The following is a 17,393-nucleotide window of genomic DNA, read 5'->3' as shown; positions in this document are numbered from 1 at the left end:
GAGCATCTCTAAAAAACGGGAACTTTTTAGAGATGCCCTATTATTTCTATTATTTATAAGGGAAACACTGTTACCCGCGTCATATCGAGGCTGTACGGATTATCGGCAAACGCAATATCCTTCACCTTTTCCGAATTGTATACCGCCATCTCCCTCGCGTAAGAAATCGGTATGTTCACCGCCTCATCATGCAGCGTTGTTAAAATGAACCGGTAATCGTCCCGTATCGCATCTTCGTCTACGGTACTCATCATACCGGCAATACAGGCATCGATGCGCGCTTTTTGCACCAAGCCTGCCTGAGAGGTTTTATCCAACCCGTCGTCCGCCATCGCAGTCAAAAAGACATGCGGATCTTGGGGAAAGCCGTAAGTGTCGTTGACGGACAGTTCAAATGCACCCGACGTACCGGTATCGAACCACGTCATCGTTTCGTACCCCTGCAAGACAAGCTCAATGCCGATATTCGCAAGCTGCCCTTTCACCGCCGTCAGTATTTGCTCGTCAATGGGCTTTGCGCTCTGATAAATCGCCCGCAGCTGTAATGGCGTTCCGTTGCGCATCCGTATTCCCTTGCCATTCAGTTCCGTCCAACCGGCCTGCTCAAGCAAAGACACCGCACGCGCTTTATCGTATTGATACGGCGACAGCGCGACATCGCAATACGGCATATCGCGGGTAAACAGCGTATCCGCCTTAACCTCGCTTCCGTGCAGTACCGTATTGATAATTTCATCTTTATTGATTGCGTACTCAAGCGCCAAACGCACCTGCTTATCCCGCGTAAGCGGCGAAGACGCATTGAGCAGCAGATTCCGGGTGATATAGGTTTTATCCGAAAACCGCACGGTCAACCCGGCCCCCGCATCGTTCTGATTCGCCATTCCGGTCTGCGCCGGCATCTTGACCTGCTCCAGCATATCGTAGGTAATTTGATACGAACCGAACAGTATATCGATTTCCCCCGCTTTAAGCGCAAGAGCGCGGCTGTCCGCATCGGGGATAATCATTACGGTAAACGACTCCAGTCCGCCGTTTTGTCCATACCATTGCTGATTTTTTGTAAACCGATACCGCTGCCCCGCAACACAGTTTGCCGCCTTTATCTCGTAAGGCCCCGTTCCCGCCGTATCCGCTGTATAGGAGCCATAGGGATTATTCCCGTTTTCAAACAGACGAGGAGAAAGCATTCCAAACGCCGACGCACTTAACTCCTGCAAAACGGCAGGGTAAGGCTCTGCATAGCGGAACCGCACCGTGTATTCATCCGCCGCCTCCACCGCACTGATCCGCGAAACCGCCCCATAATAGCCGAGATAGTCCCCGACAAACTCCTGCATCTTTTCAATGTTGACCTTTACCGCCTCCGCAGTAAACCGCTCCCCATCGGTAAACGTAACCCCGCGCCGTAAATGAAACGTCCACGAATGTTCGTCATGCTCCCACCTTTCGGCAAGAGCCGGTTTCACTTCCCCATTCTCAAACCGGACAAGCGTTTCATACACCATCTCCGAATAATGAGAAAACCCAAGCCCGTCCATAATCCCAATCGGCTCATAACTTGCAAAATCGACCGCTTCTCCGACAATCAACTCATCACGGCCTTTTATCTCCGACACATTTTTGCATCCCGACACGGCAATCAGCGCCGCAACCGACACCACTGCAATCCACCGTATTTTTCTTGTATTCATACAAACCTCCATTGTTTTATTTTTTGGGGCGACTTTTTGCGCAAGCGCAAAAACCGGGCTATCCGCTTGTATCTTTTTATTGCGTTTGCAAAAACCGGCTGCGCTTCTCCTCACGTCGAAGGCAGCTACAGTAATGAGCCCTGCAATAAAAAGGATACCGCTTCTATCCCGTATCGCCGTCCTTGCCGATATTAAATCGAATAATTTTTCCTTTATCACCGGTCATAAAAGCGGCTGCCCGCAGGTCATGTGTGATAAACAAATATGCGCACTGCGTCTCTTTTTGCAGCCGTTTTAAGAGCTGAAGGATATGCAGCATCACCGTAGGATCAAGCCCCGCGACGGCTTCATCCAGCACGGCGAGCTTCGGTCTAATAGATAGCGCACGGATAATGCATATCCTTTTTTGCTGACCGCCCGACAATTCATGCGGATACTTTTCCAAAAGATAGGCAGGAATATCGGCGGTATCCAGCAGCGGAGCAAGCCGAGCCATACACTCCTTTTCAGAAAATCGGCAAAAATGCTGCAGCGGCTCGCAAAGGCTTTTCTTAATTTTTTGCCTTGGGTCAAAGCAGTTCAGGCTATCCTGAAACACGGGCTGAATATGCCGGTAGAGCGTCCTCCTGCGGGCAAGCGGAAAAACGTCCTTGCCGTCCCACCGGATGCTGCCTACAGTCGGGTTTTCAAAACCGCAAATCAGACGCGCCAAGGTACTTTTTCCGCTGCCGCTTTCGCCGGTAAGCGCAACCGTCTCCCCGTCCCCGATCGTCAACGAAAAATCCTCCAGCACCGGCACACTGCCTTTCCTGCCGTTGTCCGTATAGCGTTTTGTTATATGTTTTATTTCGAGCATTGCTTCTCCTCTATAAAATACCCACGTGCACACATGAAAAGAAAAATCTTCCGCCATGGAGGGCGGTGTTAAACAAATATACATCCGTGTATATTTGTTTAACTTCGAGTTTGTTCCCACAAACTCGATTCTGTGGATACTCCCTGGCATCCTTGCCAGTATAACGACATTTTGGTCTTGCCAAAATTCGCAGTCAAAAGTGTACATGGACGTACACTTTTGACGATGATAGTAATTCGGCTGTATACGGATGCCGGGGATTTTTCAGGACTGTTTCGGCGGTTCCTGTCTCTACTATTTCACCCTCTTTCATCACGGCAATACGTTCTGCAATATTCGCAACGACATTCATATCGTGCGAAACAAACAGCAATGCAGCTTGGGTCTCTCTTACCGCTTTTGCAAGCAGTTGTAAAACAATACCGCAATTACCGGCATCCAGTGCGCCGGTCGGCTCGTCGGCAATGAGCAACACGGGACGCAGCGAAACGGCAATCGCAACCATAACCCGCTGCAGCATCCCGCCGCTTAATTGCCCCGGATAGCTTTCCATAACACGTTCCGCATCGGGAAGCCCTACGGCACGGAGCAGTTCATACCCCAGCCGGAAAGCCTCACGTGTACTGCAATGACGGTGTGCCTTAATCGTTTCCATAAAATGGCGCTTTATTTTCATACACGGATCGAATGCCGCATGAGGATTTTGCATGACATACCCGATATCCTTTCCATTGATTTTCTGTTGTCCCTTTGGGGATAATCGCAGCAGTTCTTTACCGCACAGCCGGATACTGCCGCTTTGCAGCGCACGGTCTTTGAGTAAGCCGAGTATCGCTTTGCACACGGAAGTTTTGCCGCTGCCGCTTTCACCGATCAAACCGAACGTTTCTCCCCGCGCAATGGAAAAACCGATATTGCGTATTTTCGTTCTTTCATTCGGATATTCGATGCACAAGCCGCTTACGGAAAGGACCGGTTCCACCTTTACCGGTTCTCCCGTATACTGTGCATATTGCGGCGTGAGCATACTCGCTTCATTCATCGATGCTTTCCTGTACGATTTCTTTAGGTAGTACGCCTTTCGACACACTTTTCGTCGTTTGATATACATGTTCCTGTACGGTGCCTTGATACGGAGAAAAGAAACGGCGCAAACCTTCCCCCGTTATATTGCAGGCGCATACGGCAAAGAAGATACAGAGTCCGGGATAAACGGCGAACCGAGGAGCGCGAATAAAGCTGCTTTTTGCATCCGACAGCAGCGCGCCCCATTCCGGCGTCCCCGCAGGCAATCCGATCCCTAAAAATGAAAAGCCGGAGAGCATCAGTACCGCATCGCCGATTCCTATCGTCAACAGTACGATAAGGCTCGGCATAATATTCGGAAAAATATGCGTTACCGTTATGCTCCAATCGGAAAGGCCTGCGGTTTTTGCATAAACAATATAGCTTTTTCTGCTTTCGTGATGCGTATAGCTGCGCACCATTCTGCCGTACCATCCCCAATACGCAAACCCCGCGCTTACCAGCAGATTGACTACGCCGTTTCCCATAATGCCGATAACCGCAAGCACCAGTACTGTTGGCGGCATCGCCATACTCACATCGCAGCTTAACACAAAAAGCTTATCCGCAACGCCGCCCTTAAACGCCGCAATCATCCCGATAGGTGTTGCAAGGGCGGCAACTATCCCGATAACTGCGGCGGCAAGTCCCATGGAATAGCGCGTGCCGTACAGCAGTCTTGAAAATATGCACCGTCCGTACGCATCCGCTCCCAACGGCATCGCAAAAGACCGCTCGGCAAACCGTACACTCATATCGATTTTGTCAGGATTATTCGGCGCCAACACATCGCAAAAAACAGCGATGATAACCAATACCGAAACCATACCGAGCCCTGCAGCGAGCGCGGCATTCATTTTTCCCCTCATGCACGATTCCTCAACGAACGTTTTAAGAAGGATTAAGCGCTTCGCCGATAAACTCTGCCGCGCCGTTGCACACGGTAAATGTAAACGCTGTTACAATAAGATACGCATTGATGACGGGAAAATCGCGGTTAACTGCGGCGTTCAGTGCATACATACCGATCCCCGGAATTGAAAAGATAGTTTCTGCAATCGCAGTTCCCGCAATAAGATAGCCGATATTTTGTCCCCACAAAGTTACAAGCATCGGAGCTGCGTTGCGTAAAAGATGACGCGTCATAATGTTCCGGTCGGTAATCCCGCGGGCTTTCGCGTATTGAACATACTCTTTCTCCTCATTTTCCAATAAGAAAGAGCGTAAAAGGCGGATAAGCGTACCGGTCATCGGCAAAGCAAGGGTAAAAGAGGCAAACAGCACACTGCCCCCCTGCCCGTGCCCGATAACGGGAAATAGATGTAAGCGCATACCGAAAACGAGCAAAACCAAAAGACCGATGCAATAACCGGGTACGGAAAAACTCAAGAAAGAAATGAAGCCGATAAGTTTATCCGCCAACCGGTTTTTGTACAAAGCCGCCGCTATGCCGAGCGGAACGGCAGCAATGATGCTGAATGCCGATGCACAGGCGGCAATCAGCAGCGTTACAGGCAGCGCCTTGCCGAGTTCTTGCCGTACGGATTTTTTGGTAAGGTACGATGCGCCGAAATCCAGTCGCACCGCTTTATGCAGCCATGACAAATACTGCTGCAGAATCGTCTTATCAAATCCGGTAAGCTCACGGTATTGCGCAATCAACTCCTTATTTGCAGAACGGACAACCCTCCGCGCATACGCTTCCGCAGGATCAATCGCCGAAATATTTGCCAGCAAAAACGAAAGAAAGGACACGCACACCAAAACAAGGATAAGATACCCCGCTTTTTTAATAATTCTCACGTTTGTTTCAAATGCCCCATAGTATCATCACAGCAAACGCATCAGTACTTTTTTGATATTCACACAGAATAAACAGGCAGCTCACCAGAGTTTCGCTGCTTTGCAGCTCAAATGGTGCCCCGCCTATTTATTCTGCGATTAGACTTTAGACTGATGCGGTTGCCCTTTATTTGCAGGTATTAGTTTATAGAAAGGCACGAACATCTCTACCCCAATCGGAATTTATTATGCCCCAAACAGGTATTGTTATATTTATCAATTAATTTGACAATAATTCCATCCTTCGAATCAGAGTACCAGGGGGTATGTTTATGAAAAGCTCTGTAAAAAAATAATCAATATATGTATAATATTACCCGGAGGCAGCAAAATGTTTGCAATAACTGGGATTATTCAGGGAAATACCATTCTTACGGATTACTCTTCGCTTGAATACTATAACGGTAGAAAAGTAATAATAACCGTTTTGGAGGATGACAAGCCATATCATACCGTTTCTGATGAAAAACTTTTTGCAATTTCCGATTCTCTCATCGATCAGAATAAGCAAGCGTATCAGGAATTAGCTAAATGATTTTCTTTGAGTATGAACAAGTAGTAAAAATCCACAGGTCTCTTATCGAAAAGATAGGCGGTATGGATGGTATACATGACGCGCAGCTCTTGGATTCAGCATTGAAAACACCATTTCAAACTTTTGGCGGGAACAATCTTTATCCTAATATTTTAGACAAGGCTTCACAGCTGTGCTACTCTTTGATTGAGAATCACCCTTTTGTAGATGGAAACAAAAGAATCGGCGTACATTTAATTTATGATAAAGACTTTTGCGAATACGGACACTTTTATAATGTAGAAATTGTGGGTTACCACTAGGAGAAAACTATGGCAGAGTATATCGAAACACCGACAATGGGTGAAATCTTAAATGAAGAATTCTTGATTCCTCTTGGACTTTCCGCATATAAAGTAGCACAGGAAATTAAGGTTCCTACATCTCGCATTCAGGATATTCTTCATAATCGCAGAAGAATTACTGTAGATACATCTTTACGACTTGCAAAATTCTTTGGAGTTTCAGATGGTTATTTTATGGCTTTGCAGGATGATATTGATATAAGAAATGCAAAGTTAGAGCTTGCTCCGCAATTAGAAGAGATAAAAGCCTACGCTTATGCATAATAATATGCCATAACAAGAAGTTCAAAGCCGACACAGGCTCAAGGTCTGTGCGGTTTAACTCATTATTAGCTCTAAAAAATTACACTGTTTCCTATAATTCAGAGAATTCAGAATTTATACTTAGCATAGTATGCCTCCGAATAGTGGGATTTCCCACCTACACTATAAAACATAAGCTTAAAAAAACAAGCCGCTGTTGTTCACTTTTCAAGGTAACCTGTTCCAAAACGGAAGTTTCCGAACAGGTTTACTATATCTTCATTACAAATTAAATAAAACGTAATGAAGATGCTTGCTATTTTTTATTAGCCGATTTATCATAGAAGTAACACAGGGGGAAATATGGCACAAGCAGTAAATGTGAATTTTCGTTTAGACGAAGATGTAAAAAAGAGTATGGAACAGACCTGTTCCGAATTAGGGCTTTCTATGAGTGCGGCGTTTACGATTTTTGCAAAAAAAGTCGGTAGAGAAAAGCGCATACCTTTTGAAGTCGCCGTTGACCCGTTCTATTCTGAAAGTAATATCCGCTATCTTGAAAATATTGTGCGTGATATAAAAGAAGGAAAGGCTCATTTTGCCGAGCATGAGTTGATTGAGGCAGAGTAATGCGGCTATTATGGGAAGATAGAGCATGGGATGATTATTTATATTGGCAGGCACAGGACAAGAAGACACTGAAAAAAATAAACGGGCTTATCAAAGATATTCAGCGAAGTACTTTTGAGGGGATAGGTAAGCCGGAACCCCTAAAGGGAAATTTAAGCGGTATGTGGAGCAGACGTATTGATAATACGAATCGAATTGTCTACTACGAGAAAGACGGCATAATCTATATTGTTTCATGTAAAGGGCACTATGAAGATTGAAAGAATACAGCTTCCCCCGCAGCGACAGGACTGCGGAGGAAGAGTAATTCACAGCCTTATGCCTTTACAATAGGCACCCATAGCTCCATCATGTAATTCTTGCTGTACATATCCCCTTCCGAATATGCTTCAAAGTCGGGAGTACCGGCATGACAGTACCCTTGTTCGGGAAAGAAGGTTTCCATAACATACTTCCAGCCTTTGTGGATGCAGTCGGGAACGGGGCCTTTCAGCTGGACTACTGCGTATTCGGCTTCAGGGATGTGCATCACCGACAAGCCGAGTTTGGCCGCCTTTTGTGCATCACGGCAATCATATGCCGCTGCATAGGTAAACGTTTTGCCGTCTTTTACCTCGGAACAGACGCCGAAGCTCCTGCCGTTTCCGAGTTTTGCAAGTTCTTCGTGCGAAGCTTTTTCAAAAAGGCTGTTCCAGACTTTCGGAAAATCACTGGTTCGATCCGCATCGACTTGAATGCCTGCAAGCGTAAATCCGCTCTTTTTTTCAATTTTGACTTCCATAGTTTGCCCTCCGTTGACGGTTAAAGATAATTTAATTGGAGCAAATGATTTAAATTCTTTTCCGTTCCGAACCGCGCTCGGACTGACGCCGTGGAATTTCTTAAACGCAGCTGCAAAAGAATCAGGCGATTCATAGCCGTACGCCAATGCTATGTCGATAATCTTAGCATCGGTATTGCGCAAATCGGCGGCGGCTCTGCTGAGTTTTCTAAAACGGAGATATTCATTTAAAGGATACCCGACCAATATCGAAAAAATTCTGCTGAATAGCGGATAGGAATAGCCGGAAATGCGCGCAATCTCCGCTTCATCGCACCCTGTCTCAATAGTTCTTTCAATATAAGCCATCGTTCCGTTAAATGATTGAATGATATTCATCTTTTGCTCCAAAACCTACGGAGAGTATAATGCATATAAAAACAGCCGTCCCGATAGTTATCGTACAAAAAAAAGCGGCTGCGATGTGTCTTCTATCAGAATTATCGATAATATTCCGGAAAAGCCGTATGAAAAAAGGCATGTCTATTTCAGCGATTGATGTTGCCCCTCAAACTTCTTTCATAAAATTTTCGGAAGGCTTGCGAGAAATGACTGACATTCACATACCCGACTGCATAAGCGGCTTGGCTGACCGTTGTGTTTTTATCATCCAATAATGATCGTGCCGTTTCCATCCTTATGCTATGGGTAAACTGATGAATTGTTTTTCCGAATGTTTCTTTAAAACCCTGCTTTAATCGAGTTTCGTTTAAAAAGACCTGCCGCGCTAATTGCGGAATTGTCGGAGGATCGGCGTATTGTTCCGATAAGATATCGTGAGCGCGTAACACGGCAGCGTATTCGGCGGGAGAAAGCGAGGAACGGGTAATTCCGCGCATGGGGTTTGCAATGTAACGTTGCCAAAGTTGTGTAAGCAGCGTTTTGGTAATACCTTCATAAAAGATCGGCTGCATCGCACCTTCTACCGGACTATCGATAATATCCTTAAAAAGCCGTATAAACGGAAGTTCCGGTTTTTTCGGCTCCATCAGCCAATCCGTCAAGCCATCCGGCTTTGTGTTTTGGGATTGCATACCTGCAAACGCAAAGGGCAGCGCTTGCTTAAATTCATCCGTACCGAATAGAGAAACAGCCGTAATATCCTCCCCTACCGGATACATCATCATACCGCAGCTGTTTTGCTTGGTATAAATGCCCAGCTCATTCGGTGAAAGGCAAGTGTCGATTACGCCCGTTTCGGAATAGGCGATATGCCCGCCAAAACAACACGTCGTTTCAAATGCGGAATTATAGCCGTCATACTGCATCACCAGCGGATAGCGCAGTTTGAGCCGAATAATAGAAAGCCCGACATTCCCGCAAGGGAAAATATTGCGGATAGTTCCGACTCCGACCTCTTTCGGAACCGTATATGTTTTACAACGCCCCTCATCTGCACAGCGAAAGCCGAATTGCTCTCTTAATATGTAATCATAATCATCTATCTGTTTAATAACTAAGGCCGATTGCATCGTTTCTCTTTTTCAGCTTTGCTGTCATCATCAACCGCAAAAACAAGTGCAGCACAGTAAAAAAGCTGCATAAAAAATAGGCGTTTCATACAATGTTTTTCATAAGTTATTGGTATTCCAAAACTTATGAAAAACATCATCTCGGATAGGCTTACAATTTTTAGCGGCGCCCAATACTCAAGTCCGAGTCTTACGCTCCCGCCTTTTTCATTTGTTCAAGGTTTTCAAGATTTTGCTTCATCGCTTTTTCGACTGCGCGGAGAATGTTTTCGTAGCCGGTACAGCGGCACAAGTGTCCGGAGATAAGCTTACGCAGCTCCTCCCGTGTATACAGCTTTCCGCTGCCGACAATTTCTACCGCCGTCAGAATAAGGCCGGGGGTACAGAAGCCGCATTGAACCGCCGCTTCATCGATAAAGGCCTGCTGTATCGGATTGAGTTCTCCGTTTTCGCCCTGCAAGCCTTCGACCGTCAAAATGCTCTTGCCGTCCGCCCAGACTGCAAGGTAAATACAGCTATCGACGGACACTCCATCCACCAACACGGTACAGGCGCCGCATTCTCCTACTTCACAGCCTTTTTTAACGCTCGTCAACGCAAGCCTATTGCGAAGCGCGTCGGCAAGCGATTCCCGAACATCAACGGCAAGCTCGCGTTGCTTTCCGTTCACTTTCATACTAATAATTTTTAACATGCTTACACCTCCTGCCGCTCGACAGCTTTCCGTAAAGATCGCACCGCTATTTGCTTAGCGGTATTAACTCTGAACGCTTTTGACGCGCGCCACGAGTCACGGGGATTGATATCCGTGAGGAGCACTTCCTGCAAGCCTTCATATAATGCATCGTTGATTTCTTTACCGGTTAAAAAAGCCTCGGTATTTTTACAGCGGAGCGGTACCGGAGCGGCAACGCCGAAGCACATACGCACCTCGTCGATTTTTAATGCGCCGTTTTCCCGTTTGGTTTTTACAAGGGAAGCGCAGCTCAAGTTCGCAATATCCATCGCATTACGCATTGCGTACTTAATGTAGTCGCCGGTAAAGCCTTCGTAGTCCTTCTTTTTAATGAGGAATGAGGTTACCAACTCGCCTTTTTGCAATACCACCTTTCCGGCGGAGACGTAAAACTCCTGCACGGGAACCAACCGCACTCCGTCCGGGCCGGTAATTTCGACAACCGAGTTAAAGCATTGCTGGCTGGGTGCGGTGTCGGCGCTCGTTACACCGTTAGAGATATTCCCGCCTGCGGTTCCCATATTCCGTATCTGAGGCCCGCCGACCTGATCGGCCGCATAGCCGAGCATCGGTAAGTGCTTTTGCACGATGGGACTTCCGGTTAATTCGCTAAAGACCGTTAGCGGACGGATGCGGATAGTACCTTCTTCGTCTATGCTCACGCCGCGCAATTCGGGGATGCCGAAAATAGACACGACATTCCGTCCGGCAAGTTTACCTTCCCGCATTTGAATCAGCACGTCGGTGCCGCCGGCAAGGATAACCGGATTTTCGGTACGGACTAAGGCGCTTACGGCATCGGCGATGGATGTCGCTTGATAAAAACTTTCCATATCGTACATATTAGATTACCTCCTTCAGCAGCCCGCTCTCGCTGAACGCTTCAAAAAGCCGCTGAGGATTAAGCGGCAACTTGTTAATGGCAACGCCGGTGGCATGGAGCAGGGCATTGCGAATTGCCGGCGGCTGCGAAATAATCGGCGGCTCGCCCAGTGATTTATTCCCGAAGGGGCCGGTGGGGTCGGCATTTTCGATAAACAGCTCGTGTAAGTCGGGAAGATCCATCGCCGTCGGCAGCTTATAATCCAAAAGGTTCCCGTTCAGCAGCTTACCTTTATTGTCGTAAAGCATCTGTTCGGCAGTTGCCGCGCCGAGACCCATTCCCATGCCGCCGTGTACTTGAGCTGCCGCCAACTGCGGATTGATAAGCGTACCGCTGTCGTGCAGGTTCAAAATATTCAATACCTTGATTTTGCCGACTGGGATATCAACCTCAATCTCAACAAAGGTAGCACCGAACGAGAAGCAGTTATCGGTACAATGCGACGTTTCTTCCGCGCTGAGGTGATTGGATTCCTTCATACTGTAACAGCTTTCCATTGCGACCTCTTCCAAGGTGAGCCGCTCTTCACCGGTACTGCGGACAATAATTTTTTCATGCTGAAGATCAAGCTCATCGGCCTTCATATCGAGCATTCCCGCCGCATAGTCCAATATCTTCCGTTTAAGCGATTCGGCGGTCTTTTTAATCGCCTTGCCGCTGACATACGTTTGACGGGAAGCATAAGCCGCGCTGTCGTACGGGGTAACATCGGTATCCTGTTCGGAAAAAATATAGACCTTATCCATCGGCAGCGAAAGCACTTCGGCAGCCATCTGGCAGAACACCGTATCGGCGCCCTGCCCTATTTCCGTCGCCCCCATCTGAATTTGAATACTGCCGTCCTGATTGAGCATGATACGGGCGGAGGCGGTTTCGAGCGAGATGGGGTAAACGCCGGTTTTGTAGTTAAAACAGGCAACTCCAACACCGCGGCGCACCGGCCCTGTTTGATTTGCATACTTTTTCCGCAGCTCATCCCAGTGGAACACCTCGCGGCCTTTCTGCAAGCATTGATAGAGCCCATCCGAGTTTGCTCTAATCTTTGTAACAGGGTCTTCGTACCCTTCCCGCATACAGTTCTTGAGCCGCAAATCAACAGGATCCATATTCAGTTTGAGCGCCATATCATCCATAAAAGATTCAAGGGCAAAATCCGCTTGCGGAATCCCATACGCGCGCATAGCCCCTGCGGTAATATGATTGGTAAACACGGAATACGCTTCGGAAATGATTCCCTTTTCCGCCGAATAGAGCTGCTTAAACTCGTTGGAGGCATTCGCGGTAATGGCGTGTCCGTGTGAAGCGTAACCGCCCTTTGTGGAGTAGCAGAGCATTTTGCGCGAAATGAACCTGCCGTCCGACTTCCGCACTGTTGTCTTCATGTGGAATTCCATCGCATGGCGCGTGCGGGTACACATAAAGGTCTCTTCCCGCGAAACGGACAGCTGTACGCACCGTCCGCCGACCACCGTACAAAGGTAGGCATTCAGCGGCTCATACAGAATATCCTGCTTGTTGCCGAAGCCGCCGCCGATATACGGCTTGATAACCCGTATTTTTCCCCAGTCGATACCGAGCGCCTGTCCGCACACACGGCGGCAAATATGAGGCAGCTGCGTGGAAGACACCACGATAATCTTTCCGCCCTTCATATAGGCATACGAGCCGGGATTTTCAATATGGCAGTGAGAAATCGGAGATACCGCATAATCGCCTTCAACCATGATAGTATCGGGATCATCCGGCGTTTCTTCATACTCGCCCACGCTAAACACCGTATGCTTCAGCACATTGCCCGGGAACGCTTCGTGTAATACGGTTGCTTCGGAGGACATCGCTTGATGCACATCCAGAATAGGAGGATATTCTTCATATTCAACGGTGATAGCTTTTAACGCACGTTCGGCGGCTACATTATCTTCCGCAATAACGGCTGCAACATCATCGCCGTAATACCGTATCCGCTGATTAAGCAGCTTGCGGTCGGCAATATCCTGATGTGCCTCCTCGGTAGACCACGGGTGTCCCGCAGTCGGGAAACAAATATCCGGCACATCGAAACAGGTAACAATCTTAACCACGCCGGGAATTTTCTCCGCAGCGCTCGTATCGATCTTTTTTACCAGTCCGTTCGCAATGGTGCTGTGCAATACCTTTGCGACTAAAAAATCACTGTGAAAATAATCGTCAACATACTTTGCCCTGCCGGTTACCTTATCGTAAGCATCGACACGGGGCACCGCTTTTCCAACTATCATTTTTACCTCCCTATATAAACTGAAATTTTACTACATCGAACAAACCGGAATCCGTCAATTTTAATTCGGGGATAACCGGCAGCGCAAGGAACGACAAACCGATCAGCGGTTCAACTTCGGGGTATACGCCGATAGTATGCGCTTTCTCGGCCGCATCGTGAATACAGTCGGCGAGCTGCACCGGTTCCATAGCGCTCATTAAACCGGCAATCGGCAGTGCAAACTTGCTGAGCACCGTGCCGTTTTGTACAACAGCCACGCCGCCTTTCATATCGATTACTTCTTCAACGGCACGGTGCATATCGGCCGCATTTGAACCGGCGACGATGATATTGTGCGAATCATGCCCGATACTCGACGCGATGGCTCCGTTCGACACTCCGTAACCGTGCAGCAAAGCACGGCCGATATTGCCGGTGTTCTTGTGCCGCTCCAGCACCGCCAAATAACAGAGCTTGCCGTCTTTGAGCATCTCGGCGCATTCCTGCCGCGGAAACACCAGATGCTTCGTAAAAAGGGTTCCCCGCTGCATTCCGATAACATGGAAATTATCGGAACCCGACGGCATAAACCGGTCGGCGCTAAAGGCACTCCGAGACACGGGAACAACATGAACACTGTCGGTAATCCGTTTAATAGAGAACGAAGAGGGTTCCTCTGCCGCCGTCGATTCCGTTTCTTGCGCCATAGGAACGGAAGAAACTTCAATACCGGCCTTATACACCGAATCAATTGAAAAGTCCGTTATATTATCAAATACGACAATATCCGCATAGTGACGCGGAGCGATAGCCCCTCTGCCGCTCAAACCGTAACACTGCGCCGCATGAAAGCTCGCCATACACAGCGCATCTTCCGGCGATAAACCGAGCGACACCGCTTTGCGTACATTATTATTGATGTGTCCGTTCGCTAAAATGTCGCTCATTTTTTTATCGTCGGTACAGAACGCAAAGCGGCTTGTATCGGTTTTATGCTCCAGCATACCGCGTACGATAGGTTCCAAGTCCTGCGCGGAAGAGCCTTCGCGTATCAGGATGTACATTCCCTGCTGCAATTTTTCAAATGCTTCATCGTAGGATGCGCATTCGTGATCGGTACGGATACCGGCGGCGCAGTATGCCTGTAAATCTCGGCCGCGCACGCACGGCGCATGACCGTCGCATATCTTTTTCTTTTCCCGAGCCGCAGATATCTTTTTCAATACGGCTTCATCCCCACGGATGACTGCAGGATAATTCATCATCTCGCCGAGGCCGAGTACGTTCGGCTCATCCAACAGTTTTTCTATATCATAGACGGTAATCGCGCCGCCGGTGTGTTCAAAGTCGGTAGCGGGCACGCAGGAAGGAATCATAAAATAGATGGAAACAAGCGGCTGGTTCGTATCGGCAAACACCGCCTTCCGCGCATCCTCCAGCATATAGAGAATACCGTCAACGCCCGCGACGTTGGCAATTTCGTGCGGGTCGGCAATAACGGCGGTAGTACCGCAGCGGAGCGCCTGCCGGGCAAAATTCCGCGGGGACGCCATCGTGGACTCAATATGCAAGTGCGCATCGATAAGTCCCGGACACACGAACTTGCCGGTTAAATCTTTTTCTACAACGCCTTCGTACTGTCCGACACCGGCGATATACCCGTCCGCTATCGCAACATCCTGTTTAATAAACTCTTTGGTAAACACATTAAGCACAAAAGCGTTTTTTAACACCAGATCGGCTTTCACCCGCCCTGCCGCAATATCGATAAACCTTTTTTCATCCATATTATAGCTCCTCCCGTTTATCCCATACGCAACGGCCTTGTACGAATTTTGCAGCCATGTTGTGCCGTTCCGTCAAATAGAGCGCCCGTTCCAGCCGCTGCTCAACGGAAAAATCGGCACGCACACTAAAGTGAGAATCGTCGATCACTACCGCATCGAACCAAAAATTTTTTTCAAAGCTGCCGGTATCCCCGAAGAAGGAACCGCCGCCTTTCGTTCCAAGGTATAAGGCCTCCGATACGGAAAGAGCGCGCTCTCCTTCATAAAAATACCGCCGCATTTTTGAAACTTGAAGCGCCGACATCATCGCTTTAAAAAGAGAGAATTGAGAACCGGCAGCCACATCTGAGCCGAGCCCGATATGAACGCCCGCATCCAAAAGACGCGCGATCGGGGCGATGCCGCTGGTTAAATTGATATTTGATTCGGGACAATGCGCAATGTATGTGCCGCGCCGAATCAGTAATTCTATTTCTTCGTCGGTAGGATGCACACAATGAGCGAGGATGGTTTTATCGGTTAAAAGACCGTAGCGGTCGTATACTTCGGCATAGTTTTTGCATTCGGGATGAAGTTCCTTCACCCACGCGATTTCTTTTTTATTTTCCGAAAGATGGCTCTGTATAGGCAACTGCCGGGCCGCTGCCAGCTTGCCGAGATTATCCATTAAAGCGGGCGTACACGAAGGCACAAAGCGGGGCGTTATAATAGGAGCAACGGTATCATCGGGAACACCGGCATCATCATTTTTAAATGCGTCGACAAAGGCTTGAGTCTCGGCAAAAGAAGATTCCGCCGTTTCGCACAAATAGTCGGGAGCATTCCGATCCATATTCACCTTGCCGACGAGGCACGGCATCTTTTTAGCTTTCAGTAAATCCGCCAACACACGGTTGCCGCTGTTATGAATGGTGCCGAAAATGACCGCGCGGCAGGACGGACTCGCTTCAAGGTCATCGGTAAAAAGCCGATAGCTCTGCAAAGCGTAATCCGCATCGGCATATTTCGCTTCTTCGGGAAAGGTATAGGTATTCAACCAATCGATGAGCTCAAGCTCCATCCCCATGCCGCGGAACGCATACTGCGGCGCATGAACGTGTAAGTCAACACAGGCGGGGACAATCAGCATACCGGAAAAATCAAAACAGGGGACATGCTCCCACTGTCCTTCCGGCAATATATCGACAAAATCAAGTATCCGTCCGTTTTCGCACAGTGCATACGCATTCGGATGTGCTACAAGACGGTCTTTTGTTACCGCCGATATAAAATCGCCTTTTACGACAAACCGTGTCTGACTCATACTGCAATACCCTTACAACAGTATAGCACGCTTTGCCGTAAAAACAAGCAAAAAACACAAAAAAACTAAAAAATTTTTAGGAAACCTAATAATATTTCAGAATTGATAAAAAACATCAATAAAAGCCAACTCTCGGACTTGAACCGAGTACCTGCACGTTACGGCTCGGTTATTTTTGCGTTTAACAAAGTCGATTAAATTTGTCCGTTGTTGACGGCATCCATTAAGAAATCATTTACCTTTGTTTGCCAACCTTTTCCCATTGCTCTAAAGTGGTCAATAAGATATTTGCTCAATCTGATTGATACTTGCTCTCTTTTTGGCTTGAAGTATTCAGGGTATCGAGGCTTAAAACCGGAAAAGTCCGTAATTTCAGGAATATCCGATAAATCAATGTTCTTACGGAGTTCCGCCACTCTTTCAGCAGTTAAAGTTTTTTCTTTGCTCATAATAAAAAGCCTCCTCCTTTTTTGTTGCCAGACGTGAAGAAATAAGCCTTGTTCTATCACGTTCCGTATACACAATCGTGATTATTACAAAACCGTTCAAACTCCCAATCCCTATTAGTCTTTCTTCCTCAAGTGTTGAATGTTCAATATCAATCTTTTCGATAAAGTATGGATCATTAAACACTTCAAGAATTGCATCAAATGAAAGACCGTGTTTTTTGATGTTTATCTCATTCTTGTTACTGTCCCATTCAAATTTTCCGTGAACAACCATCATAAAAACACCTCTTTTGATATGTCTATATTGTATTTCTTTTATGTATTTCTATCAAGGTATGCATAGTAACAAAAAAAAGCAGTATACTAATCTACCACGGTACAGTCTCTTGTCCGGTTATTTTAAAATCCAAATCAACACCCCCGATGCAGAGCATTGCCGAGGAACGGCGGGTATTAAACCTTCCGCACGAATAAAAGTCTTTTTTCTTTGTTTGG

Annotated in this window: 19 protein-coding genes; 5 read left to right on the top strand and 14 right to left on the bottom strand. The window is 47.5% G+C overall.

Annotation, left to right across the window (positions count from 1 at the left end):
• Positions 1–53 precede the first annotated feature (53 nt).
• The 5 genes from ABK01_RS04540 to ABK01_RS04520 form a co-directional block, all read right to left on the bottom strand.
• Positions 54–1,694, bottom strand: a complete 1,641-nt coding sequence (locus tag ABK01_RS04540) for an ABC transporter substrate-binding protein (protein WP_253676386.1) — start codon at positions 1,692–1,694, stop codon at positions 54–56.
• A 163-nt stretch (positions 1,695–1,857) separates the two neighbouring features.
• Positions 1,858–2,550: an ABC transporter ATP-binding protein gene (locus tag ABK01_RS04535; RefSeq protein ID WP_253676385.1), complete on the bottom strand. Its 693-nt coding sequence runs from the start codon at positions 2,548–2,550 to the stop codon at positions 1,858–1,860.
• Between the two features lie 193 nt (positions 2,551–2,743).
• Complete coding sequence (locus tag ABK01_RS04530; RefSeq protein WP_253676384.1) at positions 2,744–3,592, bottom strand: ABC transporter ATP-binding protein; 849 nt, start codon at positions 3,590–3,592, stop codon at positions 2,744–2,746.
• Positions 3,585–4,472 carry an ABC transporter permease gene (locus ABK01_RS04525; protein WP_253676383.1) on the bottom strand — a complete coding sequence of 296 codons (888 nt, stop codon included), beginning with the start codon at positions 4,470–4,472 and terminating at the stop codon, positions 3,585–3,587. Before ABK01_RS04525 ends, ABK01_RS04530 begins: the two co-directional genes overlap by 8 nt.
• Positions 4,473–4,506: 34 nt before the next feature.
• On the bottom strand, positions 4,507–5,418 hold the full coding sequence (locus ABK01_RS04520) for an ABC transporter permease (RefSeq protein WP_253676382.1): 912 nt from the start codon (positions 5,416–5,418) through the stop codon (positions 4,507–4,509).
• A 370-nt stretch (positions 5,419–5,788) separates the two neighbouring features.
• On the opposite strand from ABK01_RS04520, the gene ABK01_RS04515 reads away from it, so the two are divergent.
• The 5 genes from ABK01_RS04515 (at position 5,789) to ABK01_RS04495 (ending at position 7,469) form a co-directional block, all read left to right on the top strand.
• Positions 5,789–5,992 carry a hypothetical protein gene (locus tag ABK01_RS04515; protein ID WP_253676381.1) on the top strand — a complete coding sequence of 68 codons (204 nt, stop codon included), beginning with the start codon at positions 5,789–5,791 and terminating at the stop codon, positions 5,990–5,992.
• Positions 5,989–6,294: a type II toxin-antitoxin system death-on-curing family toxin gene (locus ABK01_RS04510; protein ID WP_253676380.1), complete on the top strand. Its 306-nt coding sequence runs from the start codon at positions 5,989–5,991 to the stop codon at positions 6,292–6,294. Before ABK01_RS04515 ends, ABK01_RS04510 begins: the two co-directional genes overlap by 4 nt.
• Before the next feature lie 9 nt (positions 6,295–6,303).
• Positions 6,304–6,600 (top strand): HigA family addiction module antitoxin, encoded by a 297-nt coding sequence (locus ABK01_RS04505; protein ID WP_162664322.1) that lies wholly within the window; start codon positions 6,304–6,306, stop codon positions 6,598–6,600.
• 342 nt (positions 6,601–6,942) lie between these two features.
• Positions 6,943–7,209: a type II toxin-antitoxin system RelB/DinJ family antitoxin gene (locus ABK01_RS04500; RefSeq protein ID WP_212566254.1), complete on the top strand. Its 267-nt coding sequence runs from the start codon at positions 6,943–6,945 to the stop codon at positions 7,207–7,209.
• On the top strand, positions 7,209–7,469 hold the full coding sequence (locus tag ABK01_RS04495) for a Txe/YoeB family addiction module toxin (protein ID WP_253676379.1): 261 nt from the start codon (positions 7,209–7,211) through the stop codon (positions 7,467–7,469). The genes ABK01_RS04500 and ABK01_RS04495 overlap by 1 nt, the downstream gene beginning before the upstream one ends.
• 56 nt (positions 7,470–7,525) lie before the next feature.
• Here the strand turns inward: ABK01_RS04495 and ABK01_RS04490 are convergent, their stop codons facing one another.
• From ABK01_RS04490 to ABK01_RS04450, 9 genes are all read right to left on the bottom strand, one after another.
• Positions 7,526–8,368, bottom strand: a complete 843-nt coding sequence (locus ABK01_RS04490) for an AraC family transcriptional regulator (RefSeq protein ID WP_253676378.1) — start codon at positions 8,366–8,368, stop codon at positions 7,526–7,528.
• A gap of 149 nt (positions 8,369–8,517) precedes the next feature.
• A complete protein-coding gene (locus ABK01_RS04485; protein ID WP_253676377.1) occupies positions 8,518–9,501 on the bottom strand; it encodes a helix-turn-helix transcriptional regulator in 984 nt (327 codons plus the stop codon).
• Positions 9,502–9,691: 190 nt separating this feature from the next.
• A complete protein-coding gene (gene xdhC, locus ABK01_RS04480) occupies positions 9,692–10,195 on the bottom strand; it encodes a xanthine dehydrogenase subunit XdhC (protein ID WP_212566250.1) in 504 nt (167 codons plus the stop codon).
• Between the two features lie 2 nt (positions 10,196–10,197).
• A complete protein-coding gene (gene xdhB / locus ABK01_RS04475; RefSeq protein ID WP_253676376.1) occupies positions 10,198–11,079 on the bottom strand; it encodes a xanthine dehydrogenase subunit XdhB in 882 nt (293 codons plus the stop codon).
• A 1-nt stretch (position 11,080) separates the two neighbouring features.
• On the bottom strand, positions 11,081–13,378 hold the full coding sequence (xdhA, locus tag ABK01_RS04470; RefSeq protein ID WP_253676375.1) for a xanthine dehydrogenase subunit XdhA: 2,298 nt from the start codon (positions 13,376–13,378) through the stop codon (positions 11,081–11,083).
• 10 nt (positions 13,379–13,388) lie between these two features.
• Complete coding sequence (ade, locus tag ABK01_RS04465) at positions 13,389–15,146, bottom strand: adenine deaminase (protein ID WP_253676374.1); 1,758 nt, start codon at positions 15,144–15,146, stop codon at positions 13,389–13,391.
• A gap of 1 nt (position 15,147) precedes the next feature.
• Positions 15,148–16,449, bottom strand: coding sequence for an amidohydrolase family protein (locus ABK01_RS04460; protein WP_253676373.1), 1,302 nt, complete (start codon positions 16,447–16,449; stop codon positions 15,148–15,150).
• A gap of 194 nt (positions 16,450–16,643) precedes the next feature.
• The gene (locus ABK01_RS04455; RefSeq protein WP_016523208.1) at positions 16,644–16,898 is read right to left on the bottom strand and encodes a BrnA antitoxin family protein; all 255 of its coding nucleotides are present in this window, start codon (positions 16,896–16,898) and stop codon (positions 16,644–16,646) included.
• Positions 16,870–17,175, bottom strand: a complete 306-nt coding sequence (locus ABK01_RS04450) for a BrnT family toxin (RefSeq protein WP_016523207.1) — start codon at positions 17,173–17,175, stop codon at positions 16,870–16,872. The genes ABK01_RS04455 and ABK01_RS04450 overlap by 29 nt, the downstream gene beginning before the upstream one ends.
• Between the last annotated feature and the right edge of the window lie 218 nt (positions 17,176–17,393).

Source organism: Treponema sp. OMZ 305 (assembly GCF_024181325.1).
GTDB lineage: Bacteria > Spirochaetota > Spirochaetia > Treponematales > Treponemataceae > Treponema.
The sequence above is the reverse complement of the archived record's forward strand: the minus strand, read 5'-3'. Positions and strand labels throughout refer to the sequence as shown.